We start from the raw sequence: 13,563 nt of genomic DNA on the forward strand, positions 1-13,563 counted from the left end.
GGGTCAGCGGCTTCGGCTCCGGGGGTGCCACCCGCACGGGTGGCACCGGGTCCACCGGTGGGAGGCCGGGTACGGCGGCCACCGCGACCGAGCCGCGCCCCGCCCGGACCCTCAACGAGGCTGTCTTCACCGCGATTTGACGAGTGCCCAAGAGAATCGTTTCGCTTCCGGTCGAACCAGTTGCTGGGGCTCAGCAGACTGGCACGGCCGTACAGCTCATCGGACAAATCCGTGGAAGCCCGGACAGCCGGGCTTCCACGGCGCTACGCTTCCGCGCTCACAACTGCCGGAGCAGTACTCCGGGCTGCTCCACACAGTCCGCGACGAACCGCAGGAAGCCGCCCGCCGTACCGCCGTCGCACACCCGGTGGTCGAAGGTGAACGACAGCTGGGTGACCTGGCGGACCGCCAACTCCCCCTGGTACACCCAGGGCTTGGGCGTGATCCGGCCGACTCCGAGCATCGCCGCCTCGGGGTGGTTGAGGATCGGGGTGGAGCCGTCCACGCCGAACACGCCGTAGTTGTTCAGCGTGAACGTGCCGCCGGTCAGCTCGGCCGGGGTGAGCCGACCGGACCGAGCGGATTCGGTCAATCTTGCGAGCTCGGCGCCCAGTTGTTCGGTTCCCAGCAGGTGGGCGTCCCGGATCACCGGGACCACCAGGCCGCGTTCGCTCTGCGCGGCGAAACCGAGGTGCACGGCGGAGTGCCGGTTGATCGCCGAACCGTCGGGCGTGACGCTGGAGTTCAGCTCCGGGAAGCGGGCCAGCGCGGCGGTGGAGATCCGGGCCAGCAGGGCCAGCACGCTGACCTTGGGGCCGGCCGACCGGTTCAGCTGAGCGCGCAGCTCCATCAGGGCGGTCGCGTCGGCGTCCACCCAGCAGGTCGCGGCGGGGATCTCCTGGTGACTGCGGGTCAGCTTCTCCGCGACGGTGCGGCGCAGTCCGCGCAGCGGGACCAGGTTCTCGTCCGCCGGCGCCACTGGTGCCACCGGTGCGGTGAGTGCCTGCTCGACGTCCCGGCGCATGATCAGCCCGTCCGGGCCGCTGCCGGTGACCTTCGCCAGGTCGATGCCGTGCTCGCGGGCCATCCGGCGCACCAGCGGCGAGATCACCGGCAGCACCACCGGGGCCTCGAGAACCGGGGCCTCGACCACCATGACGGGGGCGGGCGCGGCGGCTGCGGCCTTCGCGCCGACCCGGGCCCGGCGGGCCCCGGGCTGCCGCTCGGCGACGCCGTAGCCGACCAACGGCCGTTCCACCGGCGCGTCCTGGCCCTCGGCGCCGGGCGACACCGCGACCGTCACCAGCGGCGCGCCGACCGGGACCTCCTCGCCCTCCGCGCCGTACCGCGCGGTGACCACCCCGCCGTACGGGCAGGGCACCTCGACCACCGCCTTGGCGGTCTCCACCTCCACCACCGGCTGGTCCACGGCGATCACCTCGCCCACCTCGACCAGCCAGCGCACCACCTCGGCCCCGGTGAGACCCTCACCGAGGTCCGGCAGCGTGAACTCGCGTACCACCGGCATCATCGTCAGTCCTCCCACTGCAGCCGGGCCACGGCGTCGAGAATCCGGTCCACCCCGGGCAGGTGGTGGTGCTCCAGCATCGGCGGCGGGTACGGGATGTCGAAGCCGGTCACCCGGAGCACCGGGGCGGCCAGGTGGTGGAAGCACTTCTCGGTCAGCCGGGCGGCGATCTCCGCGCCCGCACCGCCGAAGCCGGTCGCCTCGTGCACCACCACCGCGCGGCCGAGCGAACGGACCACCTCGACGGCGGTCTGCTCGTCGAACGGCACCAGCGAGCGCAGGTCCAGCACCGCCAGGTCCCAGCCCTCGGCCTTGGCCGCCTCGGCCGCCTCCAGGCAGACCGGCAGCGAGGGCCCGTAGGTGATCAGCACCGCCGACCGCCCCTGCCGCCGCAGCACCGCGCGCCCGATCGGCTCGACCGGCGCGGTCGCGTCCAGCGCGTCCTTGCCCCAGTAGAGCCGCTTCGGCTCCAGGAAGACCACCGGGTCGTCGGAGGCGATCGAGGCCCGCAGCAGCCCGTACGCGTCGGCCACGGTGGCCGGGGTGACCACGTGCAGGCCGGGGGTGTGGGTGTAGTACGCCTCGGAGGAGTCGCTGTGGTGCTCGACACCGCCGATGCCGCCGCCGTACGGGATCCGGATGGTGATCGGCAGCGGCATCCTGCCGGCCGTCCGGTTGCGCATCTTCGCGACGTGCGAGACGAGTTGCTCCATCGCCGGGTAGGCGAAGGCGTCGAACTGCATCTCCACCACCGGGCGCAGCCCGTACATCGCCATGCCGACCGCGGTGCCGAGGATGCCGGCCTCGGCCAGCGGGGTGTCCAGGCAGCGCTGGCTGCCGAACTCGGCGGTCAGGCCGTCGGTGATCCGGAAGACCCCGCCGAGCGCGCCGACGTCCTCGCCCAGCACGTGCACCGACTCGTCGGCGCGCATCGCGTCCCGGAGGGCGGAGTTGAGCGCCTGAGCCATCGTGCGGGTCTCGACCGTGGTGCTCATCGGGCGTGCTCCTCCGCTTCCAGCTCGGCGGTCAACTGGGTTGCCTGCTCGACCAGTTGCTGGGTCGGCTCGGCGTAGACGTGGGCGAAGAGCGACATCGGGTCCAGTTCGGGGTCGGTGTGGAACTCGGCGCGCATCCGGGCGGCCAGCGCCTCGGCCTCCTCGGTGGCGGCCTGGACGAGCCGGTCGTCCAGCTGCCCGGCGCTGCGGAGGTGACGCTCCATCAGCAGGATCGGGTCGTGCTCGCGCCAGGCGGCGATCTCCTCGTCCTGCCGGTAGCGGGTCGCGTCGTCGGCGTTGGTGTGCGCCTCGATCCGGTAGGTCAGCGCCTCGACCAGGGTCGGGCCGCCGCCGGAGCGGGCCCGCTCGACCGCCTCGGTCAGCACCGCGTGCACGGCCACCGCGTCGTTGCCGTCCACCAGCCGGCCTGGCATGCCGTAGCCGACCGCCTTGTGGGCGAGCGTCGGAGCGGCGGACTGCCGGGTGAGCGGGACGGAGATCGCGTAGCCGTTGTTCTGCACCAGGAAGACCACCGGGGCGTTCAGCACGGCGGCGAAGTTCAGCGCCTCGTGGAAGTCGCCCTCGCTGGTGCCGCCGTCGCCGAGCAGCGCCAGCGCCACGGTCGGCTCGCCGCGCAGCTGCGCCGCGTACGCCAGGCCGACCGCGTGCGGGGCCTGGGTGGCCAGCGGGGTGCAGAGCGGAGCGGTCCGGGTCGCCTTCGGGTCGTACCCGGTGTGCGCGTTGCCGCGCAGCAGGGTCAGCGCCTCCAGGGGGTCGACGCCCCGGGAGACCACCGCGAGGGTGTCCCGGTAGCTCGGGAACAGCCAGTCGTCCTGACGGAGCGCCAGCGCGGCCGCCACCTGGCAGGCCTCCTGGCCGGTCGAGGCCGGGTAGACGGCGAGCCGTCCCTGCTTGGTCAGCGTGGTGGCCTGCTGGTTGTAGCGGCGGCCGACCACCAGTCGGCGGTACAGCTCGGCGAGCAGTTCCGGGTCCGCCTTCTCGGCGGCCGGGGTGCCGAGCACCCGGTACGGGGACTCGTCGGGGAGCAGCGGGGCGGGATCGGTCCGCGGACCGGTGGCGTCGGGACGCCAGCCGGGTACGGGGGCGGCCAGGTGTCGATGATCGAGAACGGTCATCTCGGGCACCTCCAGAGGGTGGGGGAGGGTGCGGCAGGGGCAGGTGGTGCCGGTGGTGCACGAGGGGTGACATGGCTGGTCGCCGGAGCAGCTCCTCCCTACCGATTGTTCGGTTGTCTGTTCAATCTGGCCACAGCTGCGCCAAGGTGGTGGACAATCGGCCCGAACGGCGGTCTATTGAAGACAGCATGTCCATTTCGGGAGGGTCGGGGGCCGTGTCCACTGAACAGACGTCCAGGCTGGATCGGGTCGACCGAGCGATCCTCCGGCTGCTCCAGCAGGACGGCCGGGCCTCGATCCGCTCGGTCGCCGAGCGGGTGCACGTCTCCCGGGCCAACGCCTACGCCCGGATCGCCCGGATGGTCGAGGACGGCATCATCCGCGGCTTCACCGCTCGGATAGATCACGAACGGGCCGGGCAGGGGGCCTCGGCGTACATCACGCTCAAGATCGTGCAGAACTCCTGGCGGACGGTCCGCGAGCAGCTGCTCGCGCTGCCGGGGGTGGCGCACATCGCGCTGGTGGGCGGCGAGTTCGACGTGCTGCTGCTGGTGCACACGGCGGACAACCACGCCCTGCGCGAGCTGGTCCTCGGCCAGATCCAGGGCATCCCGCAGGTGCTCGCGACGCAGACGCTGCTGGTCTTCGAGGAGACCGACCAAGTGCCTCCCGTTTAGGCAGGCACTCAGCCATTCGTCTCAGTAGCCGGTCGAGCCGTCCAGGCTCTCGCGCATGAGGTCCGCGTGCCCGTTGTGGCGGGCGTACTCGGCCAGCATGTGGATCAGGATGCGGCGGAGCGAGACCGGCTTGCCGGTGGCGCGGTGAGTGCCGGTCGCGTCCAGGTCGGGGGTGGCGGCCACGATGCGGCGGGAGTGGTCGCACTCGGTGCGCCAGACGGCGAGGGCCTCGGCCACGCTGCCGTCCAGGCGCTCGAAGTCCTGGTCGGGGTCCTCGTCGGAGTAGTACAGCATCGGGAGCTCCTCCCCCGCGAACTGCATCCGGATCCACCAGCGCTCCACCCCGGCCAGGTGCCGGAGCAGGCCGTGCAGGCTGAGGCCGGAGGAGGAGACGGGCCGGGAGGAGAGCTCGGCGTCGGAGAGACCGGCGCACTTGAGGACGAGGGTCTCCCGGTGCCAGTCCAGGAATGCGGTGAGCAGCTCGCGCTCGGTGCCGGTGAGCGGCAGCGGCTCGCGGTCGTCCTCGGCCATCGGTGGGGCGAAGTGCGCAGGGATCTCGGTCATGCCGGGAGTCTGCCAGCCGGCACTGTCAGGCCCGCAGACCGTCGAAGGCCAGATGCACCACGGCCTCGGCGACCCCGTCGGTGTGCTTGCTGCCGGGCCGGTACCACTCCACGATCGAGTTGATCATCCCGAACAGCAGCCGGGTGGCCAGCCGGGGTTCGACGTCCGCGCGCAGCTCGCCCGCCGCCACGGCGGCCCGGAGCAGTTCGGCCACCTGGTGGTCGAAGTCCCGGCGACGCTCCAGCGCCCACTGCTCGGTCGCGGTGTTGCCGCGGACCCGGAGCAGCAGGGTGACGTAGGGCAGTTCGGCGAGCAGCACCTCGGTGGTGCGGCGGACCACGTGCTCCAGCCGGTCCACCGACCGGCCGTCCAGCGCCTCGGGCTCGGCCAGGATGCCGAACAGCGCGTCCAGCGCGCGGCCGACCGCCAGCTTGAGCAGCTCCTCCTTGCCCCGCACGTGGTGGTAGATCGAGGACTTGGAGATCCCGGCCGCCCGCGAGAGGTCCTCCATCGAGGTGCCGTCGTATCCGCGCTCGTTGAAGACCCCGACCGTGACGGCGAGCAGCGAGTCGACGGTGTAGGCGGTACGGGTGGAGTTCTCGGCCATGTGAACGAGTATGGCCGTCGTCCCCGGCCCGTACGCCACCGGTCCCACAAACTGCCCCATTGACCCGACCGATCGTTCGGTTACGCTGAGGGGTGACCAGTCCGCCCCAAAAGGAGCGCGTCATGACCGCAGCGGCCAGCCACCCCGTCGTCGCCGAGCTGATCGAGCGTCACCAGCCCACCCTCACCCGCGCGGTGGAGGCCACCACGGCACGGGACTACTGGTCGCCGTACCCGGAGTTCCCGAAGGCGTACGGCGAGACCGGCCAGGCCGACGGCCAGGCCGCCTTCGACGCGCTGCTCGGCAGCGTGTTCGCGCTGGACGGCCAGCCGGCCGACGGCGAGCTGGTCAGCGGCGAGTCCTCGCCGTACGGCATCGAACTCGGCGTCAGCTACCCGCACGCGGACGTCGAGGCGCTGATCGGCGCGCTCGAACTGTCCCGCCCCGGCTGGGCAGCGGCAGGACCGACCGTCCGCGCGGCGGTCTGCCTGGAGATCCTGGCCCGGATCAACGCCCGCTCGCACGAGTTCGCGCACGCGGTGATGCACACCACGGGCCAGGCGTACGGGATGGCCTTCCAGGCCGGTGGCCCGCACGCGCAGGACCGTGGCCTGGAGGCGGTCACGTACGCCTTCATCGAGCAGACCCGGCTGCCCGAGCGGGCGAGCTGGACCAAGCCGCAGGGCAAGCGGGACCCGCTGACCATGGTCAAGGAGTTCGTCCCGGTGCCGCTCGGCGTGGCGCTGCTGATCGGCTGCAACACCTTCCCGACCTGGAACGGCTACCCCGGCCTGTTCGCCTCGCTGGCCACCGGAAACCCGGTGCTGGTCAAGCCGCACCCCCGGGCCACCCTGCCGCTGGCGCTCACCGTCAAGGTGGCCCGCGAGGTGCTGGCCGAGGCCGGCTTCGACCCCAACCTGGTCTGCCTGGCCGCCGAGCACGAGGGCTCCACCATCGCGCAGACGCTGGCCGTGCGGCCCGAGGTGAAGCTGATCGACTACACCGGCTCCACCCAGTTCGGCGACTGGCTGGAGACCAACGCCAAGCAGGCGCAGGTCTACACCGAGAAGGCCGGGGTCAACTCGGTGGTGATCGACTCCACCGACAACTACCGGGGCATGCTGGCCAACCTGGCCTTCTCGCTGTCGCTCTACAGCGGCCAGATGTGCACCACCCCGCAGAACCTGCTGATCCCCCGCACCGGTGTCCGCACCGACGAGGGCGGCAAGTCGTACGACGAGGTGGTGGCCGACCTGGCCGCCGCGATCGAGGGCCTGCTCTCCGACGACGCCCGGGCCGCCGCCATCCTCGGCGCCGTGGTCAACCCCGGGGTGCTCGGCCGGACGGTCCGGGCCGCCGGTGGCGAGTACGGCGAACTGGCGCTGGCGCCACGGGTGGTGACCTCGCCGGAGTTCCCGGCGGCGACCGTGCGGACGCCCGCGCTGGTGAAGGTGGACGCGGACAAGCCGGACGACCGGGCGGCGTTCCTCGGCGAGTGCTTCGGTCCGGTCTCGTTCGTGGTCGCGGTCGAATCCGCCGAGGCAGCCGTGGAGTTGCTGGGTCGGACGGTCCGCGAGCAGGGGGCGATGACCGCTGCCGGGTACACCGTCGACGAGGCGGTGGAGGCCGCGCTGGTGGCCGCCTGCCTGGACGCCGGGGTCTCGCTCTCGCTCAACCTCACGGGTGGGGTGTACGCCAACCAGACGGCGGCCTTCTCCGACCTGCACGGCACCGGGGCCAACCCGGCGGCCAACGCGGCCTACTGTGACGGGGCGTTCGTGGCGAGCCGGTTCCGTACGGTCGAGGTCCGCCGGCACAGCTAGTCGCACCGGGGCCCGGGGAGGCCGATCAGGAAGGCGATACCGCCCTCGATCTGGTGCTTCAGGGCGTCCCGGGCGCCGGTCACGCCGAAGGTGAAGCGGCGGTTGGCGGCCGTGTTTGCCACGGCGGTGACGGCCAGGGCGAAGGCGTTCGCCCAGAAGGCGGGCGCCAGTTGACGGGTGGCCAGGAACAGCAGCATGAAGGCCAGCGTGCTCAGGGTGCCGACCACGGCGAAGCTGGCGAGCTGCCAGCCGAGGCCGGGCGGGAGCTGGGCCTGCTGCACCCGGGTCGGCAGGTGGTCGACCCGGCCCGCGCCGGTCATGGTGCGGCGGGCCACCCGGGTCATGCCCTTGAGGTCGTCCAGGACGGTGCGGACGATGTCGACCCGGCTGTCGGGGTCGTCCACCCAGTCGACCGGGACCTCGTGGATCCGCAGACCGGTGCGTTCGGCCAGCAGCAGCAGTTCGGTGTCGAAGAACCAGGCGTTGTCCTCGACCGAGCCGAGCAGCTGCTGCACCACCTCGGTCCTGGCCGCCTTGAACCCGCACTGGGCGTCCGAGAACTTGGCCGCCATGGTGGCCCGCAGCAGCACGTTGTACCCGCGCGAGATGAACTCCCGCTTTGCTCCCCGGACCACCGCCGAACCCCGGTGCAGGCGGCTGCCGATGGCCAGGTCGCTGTGGCCGGAGAGCAGCGGGGCGACCAGTGGCAGGAAGGCCTCCAGGCCGGTGGAGAGGTCGACGTCCATGTACGCCACCACGTCGGCGTCGCTGTCGCCCCAGACCTGACGCAGCGCCCGGCCACGGCCCTTGAGGTCCAGGTGGACCGCCTCGACCTGGGGGATCTCGGCGGCCAGCGCGGTGGCCACCGCCCAGGTGCCGTCGATACTCGCGTTGTCCGCGATGGTGATCCGGTACGGATAGGGGAAGGTCTCTCCCAGGTAGGCATGCAGTCGGCGGACACACCGCTCGACCGTGTGCTCCTCGTTGTAGACCGGGACGACCACCTCGACGAGTTTCGTCCTGGTCGGACGTTCGTTGGCAGGGGGCGGGCCGACCACGGTCGTGCCCCGGGGTGCGAGCTCTGTCATGCCAGTGAGATTCACAGTGTCTGATGGGCCCGCGATGATGGAAGGCTGAGAGGGAGCTTAGAAGGCTCAGGTGCTGAGCCGAGCCGAACGCTGGTCCGATCAACGGGAGATGGCATGTCCGACAATCAGCTGGCCTCCGATGTGGTGATCGTCGGCGCGGGCCCGACCGGGCTCCTGCTGGCCGGTGACCTGGCCACCGCCGGACTGCGGGTGACCGTGCTGGAGAAGCGCGGCACCGAGTCCAATCTGACCCGGGCCTTCGCCGTACACGCCCGGACCCTGGAGCAGCTGGACGCCCGGGGGCTGGCCGACGAGCTGATCGCCACCGGGACGCCGCTGGCAGACCTGCGGCTGTTCGGGAGCCTCAAGGTGGAGCTGGGCAAGCTGCCCAGCCGGTTTCCGTTCGTGCTGATCACCCCGCAGTACAACGTCGAACGGCTGCTCCAGGAGCGGGCCGTGAAGGCCGGGGCGGTGCTGGTCCGGGGCGCCGAGGTGACCGGGCTGCGGCAGGACGCCGCGGGCGTCGAGCTGGAGACCAGGAGCGGTGAGAGCTACCGGGCCGGCTACGCGGTCGGCGCGGACGGCGTGCGCAGCTCGGTGCGCGACCTGCTGGGGATTCCGTACCCCGGGGAGTCCGTGGTGAGTTCGGTACTGCTGGCCGACGTCCGGCTGGAGCACCCGCCCACCGAGACGCTCACGGTCGCCGCCGGGGAGAACGGCTTCGCCTTCCTGGTGCCGTTCGGCGACGGCTGGTACCGGGTGATCGCCTGGGACCGGAACCGCCAACTCCCGGACGGCGCACCGGTGGAGCTCGGTGAGATCAGCCGGATCACCCAGGACGCCTTCGGGGTCGACCACGGGCTGCACGACGCCCGCTGGGTGTCGCGGTTCCACAGCGACGAGCGCCAGGTGCCCAACTACCGTTCCGGACGGGTCTTCCTGGCCGGGGACGCCGCGCACTGCCACTCCCCGGCGGGCGGCCAGGGCATGAACACCGGGCTGCAGGATGCCGCCAACCTGAGCTGGAAGCTGGTCGGCGCAGTACGCGGATGGGCCCCCGACGCGCTGCTGGACACCTACCAGACGGAGCGTCACCCGGTCGGGCGGGCCGCCGTCCGCAGCTCGGGCGCACTGGTCCGGCTGGCGCTGGCCAACTCGGTACCGACCAGGCTGCTGCGTTCCACCCTGGTCTCGGCGGCCAACCTGCTCGGCCCGCTGGGCGAGTTGGGCGCCCGTCAGGTCTCCGGGATCGCCGTCCAGTACCCCGCCCCGAAGGACGCCCACCACCTGGTCGGCCGCCGGATTCCCGACCTGCGGCTCGCCGTGGACGAGCCCGGTGCACCGTCCCGGCTGTACGAGGCGCTCCGGCGCGGGCGGGCCGTGCTGGTCTCCAACGACGACCAGCAGCCGGTGGTCGAACCCTGGGCCGACCGGCTGGTCACCGCCGCACCGGCCTCGCCGCACGGGAAGCTGCGCGACACGGTGCTGCTGGTCCGTCCGGACGGGCACGCCGCCTGGGCGGGTGTCGATCCGAGCCGGGCGGAGATCCGGGCGGCGCTGGTCCGACTGCTCGGGGCCGAGCTTTAGGCAGGGCGCCTGGTTGCACTATCCAGGGGCTCGGGGAACTGCGAGGAGATCTGGCATGCGGGTCACTGCGAAAGTGCCTGCCCCGATACGTACGTTGAACGCTCCGGAGGTGGGCGTCGCAGTTCCCCGAGCCCCTGATGGCTGATGTGTGAGCGCAGCGTGCCTCAGTGCGAGGTCTTCTCGTAGTGGCGGGAGGCCTTGGCGCGGTTGCCGCAGATGGCCATCGAGCACCAGCGGCGGCGGCCGTTCTGCGAGGTGTCGAAGAAGTGCAGGATGCAGTTCTCGTGCGCGCAGGCCTTGATGCGGTGCGCGCCCTGTCGGAGTAGGGACAGGTAGTCGTCGGCGGCGAGCCAGGCGGCCAGCCACTCGGGGGAGTCGACCTCGACGGTTTCGGTGGGGCCCGCCGGGGTGAGGGTGTGGCGGAGCCGGCCGTGGGCCAGGACCTGGTTCAGGGCGTCCAGTTCGGGTTCGCGCTGCTCCTCGGCGGCGCGGACCAGGCCGGCCAGAGCGTCCCGGGTGGTCTGGGCGGCGGCCAGGCCGGCTGCATCTGCGGGGCAGCGGTCGGCGAGGCCGGCCGAGGAGAGCCAGATCCCGTAGCCGTCCGGCCTGGCCAGCAGGTCCTGGACACCGCCGCTGTTCCAGCGCGTGTTCAGCAGGTCGAGCGAGAGCGGCTCGCCGAGCAGGGGGCGCGGGTCACGGGGGTCTGCCATGACGCCGAGTCTACTTCTAACCAGTTCTCCATCCAGTAATGGTTGACGCCCCGAATCTCTAACCTCTACAGTCGCTAGTACAGGTTAGCCATTTCACTTCGGGAGCTGTCATGCAGACTGGCCACGTCGGACTCAACGTCACCGATGTCACCCGTTCCATCGCCTTCTACCGGGAGGTGTTCGGCCTGGAGCTGGCCGGTGAGGGCACCGAGGCGGACCGTCGCTTCGCCTTCCTGGCACTGGACGGCAAGCTGCTGCTGACGCTCTGGCAGCAGAGCAAGGAACGTTTCGACACCGGCACCGCCGGCCTACACCACCTCTCCTTCCAGGTCGAGTCGCTGGACGAGGTACGCGCCGCCGAGGCGCGGCTGCGCGAGCTCGGCGCCGAGTTCGCCTACGACGGCGTCGTCCCGCACGGCGAAGGCGCGAGCTCCGGGGGGATCTTCTTCACCGACCCCGACGGCATCCGGCTGGAGATCTACGCCCCGGCCGGTCTCGAGGGCACTCCCGCTCCGGTCGCGGCTGCTCCGACCTGCGGATTCTTCTAAACCCACCTGCGATCTGGAGGCGGACCACGATGACTGTCGAGACCTTCCACCCGGGCGAGCGGGCGGTCCAGGAGCGGGCCGGGGTGCGGGACCGAGCGGCGCACGTCGGCCGGGGCATCGGTGCGGTCATCCCGGCCGTGGCCGCCCGGTTCCTGAGTGACCGTCGGACGCTGGTGGTCGGTGCCACCGACTCCGAGGGGCGGGTCTGGGCGAGCATGCTCAGCGGGCCCGCCGGGTTCCTGGCGGCCGACAGCGGCGAAAGCACGCTCGCGGTGGCGGCCCGCCCGGTGCCCGGTGACCCGCTGGCGGCAGTGCTGGAGACCCCGGCCGAGGTCGGCACCATCGCGCTGGATCCGGCGGGCCGACGGCGGATGCGGCTGAACGGCCGCTCCGTCCCGGACGGCCGGGGCAGGCTGCTGATCACCGCCGAGCAGGTGTACGCCAACTGCCCGAAGTACATCCAGCGCCGGCACCCGCTGGACACTCCGTCCACCCCCGAGCTGCTCGGCTCGGGATCCCGGCTCAGTACCGTCCAGCAGCTCGCGGCGACCACCACCGACACCTTCTTCGTCGCCACGGCCGGACCGGACGGCCGGGTGGACGCCTCGCACCGGGGCGGGCACCCGGGCTTCCTCTCCGTACACGGCCCCGAGCTGCTGAGCTGGCCCGACTACCCGGGCAACAACATGTTCATGACCCTGGGGAATCTGGAGCTGAACCCCGCCGCCGGGCTGCTGCTGCCCGACTGGGAGACCGGCGGCGCCCTGCTGGTCTCCGGCCGGGCCGAGCCGGACGCCGACCGCACGGTGTGGTTCACCGTCGAGCGGGTGGTCGAGCTGGCCCACGCCAGTCCGCTCACCTGGAGCGAGCCCGAGTACTCCCCCGCCAATCCGCCGATTGCTCGGGCATAAATCCTATTTGTGACCTTTCTCCTGATACACCGACAGCTCACGGTGGAACACATCTCCTCCGGCACACCCGAGGAGAGGCAGGGTCAGACGTGCTGATCGAGTTCACCGAGATAGAACCGGACCGGAGCTGCGCCTGTGCGGGCTGCTCGGCCCGACGGCTGGCCCGGATGCACGGGGCCGGTCCGGCCGACGGCGGCCACCGTTCGGCCCGGGGCGCACGGAGGGCGGCGGTCCTGGTCGCCGCGGTCGGCACCGTCCTCGGCGGCAGTGCGGCCGCCGGAGCAGCCGGCGCCACGCCCGCCCCGCAGCCCAGCGGCAGCGCCGCGGGCTCCACCCCGCAGGGCACCGTCAGCCCGCTGTTCGGACGGCAGGCCGAACTGGCGCCCCGACTGCGCTCCGTCGGCGCCGCCACCACCCGCACCGAGATCCTGGCCCGGGCCCAGCGCTGGGTGGACCAGCAGGTGCCGTACAGCATGAGCAGCTACTGGTCCGACGGCTACCGGCAGGACTGCTCCGGCTTCGTCTCGATGGCCTGGGGCCTGGGCAGCAGTCAGACCACCTGGACGCTGCCGGACTTCGCCACCCGGATCGGCCGCACCGAGCTCCAGCCCGGCGACGCACTGATCTACAACAACCCGGCCAACCCCGGGGCGGGCTCACACACCGTCATATTCGGCGGCTGGACCAACGCGGCGCAGACCCAGTACCTGGCGTACGAGCAGACCAGGCCCGGCACCCGCAAACGGGCCACGCCGTACGCGTACTGGAGCAACTCCGCCTCCTATGTCGCCTACCGCTTCCGGGGCCTGGACGGTCCCGTGGCGGAGGGCTACCCCGGGGCGGACAAGTTCGGGCCCGGCCAGTCCAACCGGTACGTGCAGCAGCTCGGCGAGATGCTGGTGAAGCGCGGCGCCGGGCGGTTCTACGGCGAGGGTCCGGACCCGAGCTGGGGCGAGCCGGACCGGCGGGCGACCGAGGCGTTCCAGCTGGCGCAGGGGTGGCGCGGGGCCGAGGCCGACGGCCTGCCGGGCAAGGACACCTGGGACTACCTGGTCAACGGCAAGGGCAAGGACATCCCGGCCGCGGTCACCCCGCCGCCGCCGGCCGGTGGGGCGCCGGCCTATCCCGGCGCCGACAGCTTCGGGCCCGGGCAGTCGAACGACTCCATCAGGCTGCTGGGCGAGCAGCTGGTGAAGAAGGGCTTCGCCCGCCACTACACCGAGGGTCCCGGACCGGCCTGGTCCGAGAGCGACCGGCGCAACGTCGCCGACTTCCAGACCGCCCAGGGCTGGACCGGCAGCGAAGCGGACGGCCTTCCGGGGCCGCACACCTGGCGGCTGCTTTTCAGCTGAGCTCAACCGTCTACGGCCCATGGGCTCGGGGAACTGC

13 protein-coding genes are annotated in these 13,563 nt (G+C 71.9%); 6 read left to right on the top strand and 7 right to left on the bottom strand.

Annotation, left to right across the window (positions count from 1 at the left end; translation table 11 throughout):
- Positions 1-277: 277 nt before the first annotated feature.
- Genes ACXJMZ_RS23875 through pdhA form a run of 3 tightly spaced genes read right to left on the bottom strand, consistent with a single transcriptional unit; the run spans position 278 to position 3,659 of the window.
- Complete coding sequence (locus tag ACXJMZ_RS23875) at positions 278-1,528, bottom strand: dihydrolipoamide acetyltransferase family protein (protein ID WP_457032127.1); 1,251 nt, start codon at positions 1,526-1,528, stop codon at positions 278-280.
- 5 nt (positions 1,529-1,533) lie between these two features.
- On the bottom strand, positions 1,534-2,523 hold the full coding sequence (locus ACXJMZ_RS23880) for an alpha-ketoacid dehydrogenase subunit beta (RefSeq protein WP_457032095.1): 990 nt from the start codon (positions 2,521-2,523) through the stop codon (positions 1,534-1,536).
- Positions 2,520-3,659, bottom strand: coding sequence for a pyruvate dehydrogenase (acetyl-transferring) E1 component subunit alpha (gene pdhA, locus ACXJMZ_RS23885; protein ID WP_457032096.1), 1,140 nt, complete (start codon positions 3,657-3,659; stop codon positions 2,520-2,522). The genes ACXJMZ_RS23880 and pdhA overlap by 4 nt, the downstream gene beginning before the upstream one ends.
- Before the next feature lie 188 nt (positions 3,660-3,847).
- Between pdhA and ACXJMZ_RS23890 the strand changes: the two genes are divergently transcribed.
- Positions 3,848-4,336, top strand: coding sequence for an Lrp/AsnC family transcriptional regulator (locus tag ACXJMZ_RS23890; RefSeq protein WP_457032097.1), 489 nt, complete (start codon positions 3,848-3,850; stop codon positions 4,334-4,336).
- A gap of 21 nt (positions 4,337-4,357) precedes the next feature.
- On the opposite strand, the gene ACXJMZ_RS23895 is transcribed toward ACXJMZ_RS23890, so the two are convergent.
- Both ACXJMZ_RS23895 and ACXJMZ_RS23900 read right to left on the bottom strand, forming a co-directional pair.
- On the bottom strand, positions 4,358-4,900 hold the full coding sequence (locus ACXJMZ_RS23895; protein ID WP_457032098.1) for a DinB family protein: 543 nt from the start codon (positions 4,898-4,900) through the stop codon (positions 4,358-4,360).
- 25 nt (positions 4,901-4,925) lie between these two features.
- A complete protein-coding gene (locus ACXJMZ_RS23900) occupies positions 4,926-5,507 on the bottom strand; it encodes a TetR/AcrR family transcriptional regulator (protein ID WP_057228670.1) in 582 nt (193 codons plus the stop codon).
- 122 nt (positions 5,508-5,629) lie between these two features.
- Between ACXJMZ_RS23900 and paaN the strand changes: the two genes are divergently transcribed.
- Positions 5,630-7,330, top strand: a complete 1,701-nt coding sequence (paaN, locus tag ACXJMZ_RS23905) for a phenylacetic acid degradation protein PaaN (RefSeq protein ID WP_457032099.1) — start codon at positions 5,630-5,632, stop codon at positions 7,328-7,330.
- Here the strand turns inward: paaN and ACXJMZ_RS23910 are convergent.
- A complete protein-coding gene (locus tag ACXJMZ_RS23910; RefSeq protein ID WP_457032100.1) occupies positions 7,327-8,418 on the bottom strand; it encodes a glycosyltransferase in 1,092 nt (363 codons plus the stop codon). The two genes, paaN and ACXJMZ_RS23910, sit on opposite strands and share 4 nt — an antisense overlap.
- 114 nt (positions 8,419-8,532) lie before the next feature.
- On the opposite strand from ACXJMZ_RS23910, the gene ACXJMZ_RS23915 reads away from it, so the two are divergent.
- On the top strand, positions 8,533-10,005 hold the full coding sequence (locus tag ACXJMZ_RS23915) for an FAD-dependent oxidoreductase (protein ID WP_457032101.1): 1,473 nt from the start codon (positions 8,533-8,535) through the stop codon (positions 10,003-10,005).
- Positions 10,006-10,169: 164 nt separating this feature from the next.
- Here ACXJMZ_RS23915 and ACXJMZ_RS23920 read toward each other — a convergent pair whose 3' ends face one another.
- Positions 10,170-10,715, bottom strand: a complete 546-nt coding sequence (locus tag ACXJMZ_RS23920) for a CGNR zinc finger domain-containing protein (RefSeq protein ID WP_457032102.1) — start codon at positions 10,713-10,715, stop codon at positions 10,170-10,172.
- Between the two features lie 110 nt (positions 10,716-10,825).
- On the opposite strand from ACXJMZ_RS23920, the gene ACXJMZ_RS23925 reads away from it, so the two are divergent.
- From ACXJMZ_RS23925 to ACXJMZ_RS23935, 3 genes are all read left to right on the top strand, one after another.
- Positions 10,826-11,263, top strand: coding sequence for a VOC family protein (locus ACXJMZ_RS23925; RefSeq protein ID WP_457032103.1), 438 nt, complete (start codon positions 10,826-10,828; stop codon positions 11,261-11,263).
- 29 nt (positions 11,264-11,292) lie between these two features.
- Positions 11,293-12,174, top strand: a complete 882-nt coding sequence (locus ACXJMZ_RS23930; protein ID WP_457032104.1) for a pyridoxamine 5'-phosphate oxidase family protein — start codon at positions 11,293-11,295, stop codon at positions 12,172-12,174.
- A gap of 89 nt (positions 12,175-12,263) precedes the next feature.
- Positions 12,264-13,526 carry a peptidoglycan-binding protein gene (locus ACXJMZ_RS23935; RefSeq protein WP_457032105.1) on the top strand — a complete coding sequence of 421 codons (1,263 nt, stop codon included), beginning with the start codon at positions 12,264-12,266 and terminating at the stop codon, positions 13,524-13,526.
- Positions 13,527-13,563: the final 37 nt, after the last annotated feature.

Source organism: Kitasatospora sp. P5_F3 (genome assembly GCF_054049135.1).

What these genes read in the sequence shown, in the direction of transcription:
- ACXJMZ_RS23920 (WP_457032102.1), bottom strand. Translation starts at nt 10,715, where the DNA reads ATGGCAGACCCCCGTGACCCGCGCCCCCTGCTCGGCGAGCCGCTCTCG.
- ACXJMZ_RS23910 (WP_457032100.1), bottom strand. Translation starts at nt 8,418, where the DNA reads ATGACAGAGCTCGCACCCCGGGGCACGACCGTGGTCGGCCCGCCCCCT.
- ACXJMZ_RS23880 (WP_457032095.1), bottom strand. Translation starts at nt 2,523, where the DNA reads ATGAGCACCACGGTCGAGACCCGCACGATGGCTCAGGCGCTCAACTCC.
- paaN (WP_457032099.1), top strand. Translation starts at nt 5,630, where the DNA reads ATGACCGCAGCGGCCAGCCACCCCGTCGTCGCCGAGCTGATCGAGCGT.
- pdhA (WP_457032096.1), bottom strand. Translation starts at nt 3,659, where the DNA reads ATGACCGTTCTCGATCATCGACACCTGGCCGCCCCCGTACCCGGCTGG.
- ACXJMZ_RS23875 (WP_457032127.1), bottom strand. Translation starts at nt 1,528, where the DNA reads ATGCCGGTGGTACGCGAGTTCACGCTGCCGGACCTCGGTGAGGGTCTC.
- ACXJMZ_RS23925 (WP_457032103.1), top strand. Translation starts at nt 10,826, where the DNA reads ATGCAGACTGGCCACGTCGGACTCAACGTCACCGATGTCACCCGTTCC.
- ACXJMZ_RS23890 (WP_457032097.1), top strand. Translation starts at nt 3,848, where the DNA reads ATGTCCATTTCGGGAGGGTCGGGGGCCGTGTCCACTGAACAGACGTCC.
- ACXJMZ_RS23915 (WP_457032101.1), top strand. Translation starts at nt 8,533, where the DNA reads ATGTCCGACAATCAGCTGGCCTCCGATGTGGTGATCGTCGGCGCGGGC.
- ACXJMZ_RS23930 (WP_457032104.1), top strand. Translation starts at nt 11,293, where the DNA reads ATGACTGTCGAGACCTTCCACCCGGGCGAGCGGGCGGTCCAGGAGCGG.
- ACXJMZ_RS23900 (WP_057228670.1), bottom strand. Translation starts at nt 5,507, where the DNA reads ATGGCCGAGAACTCCACCCGTACCGCCTACACCGTCGACTCGCTGCTC.
- ACXJMZ_RS23895 (WP_457032098.1), bottom strand. Translation starts at nt 4,900, where the DNA reads ATGACCGAGATCCCTGCGCACTTCGCCCCACCGATGGCCGAGGACGAC.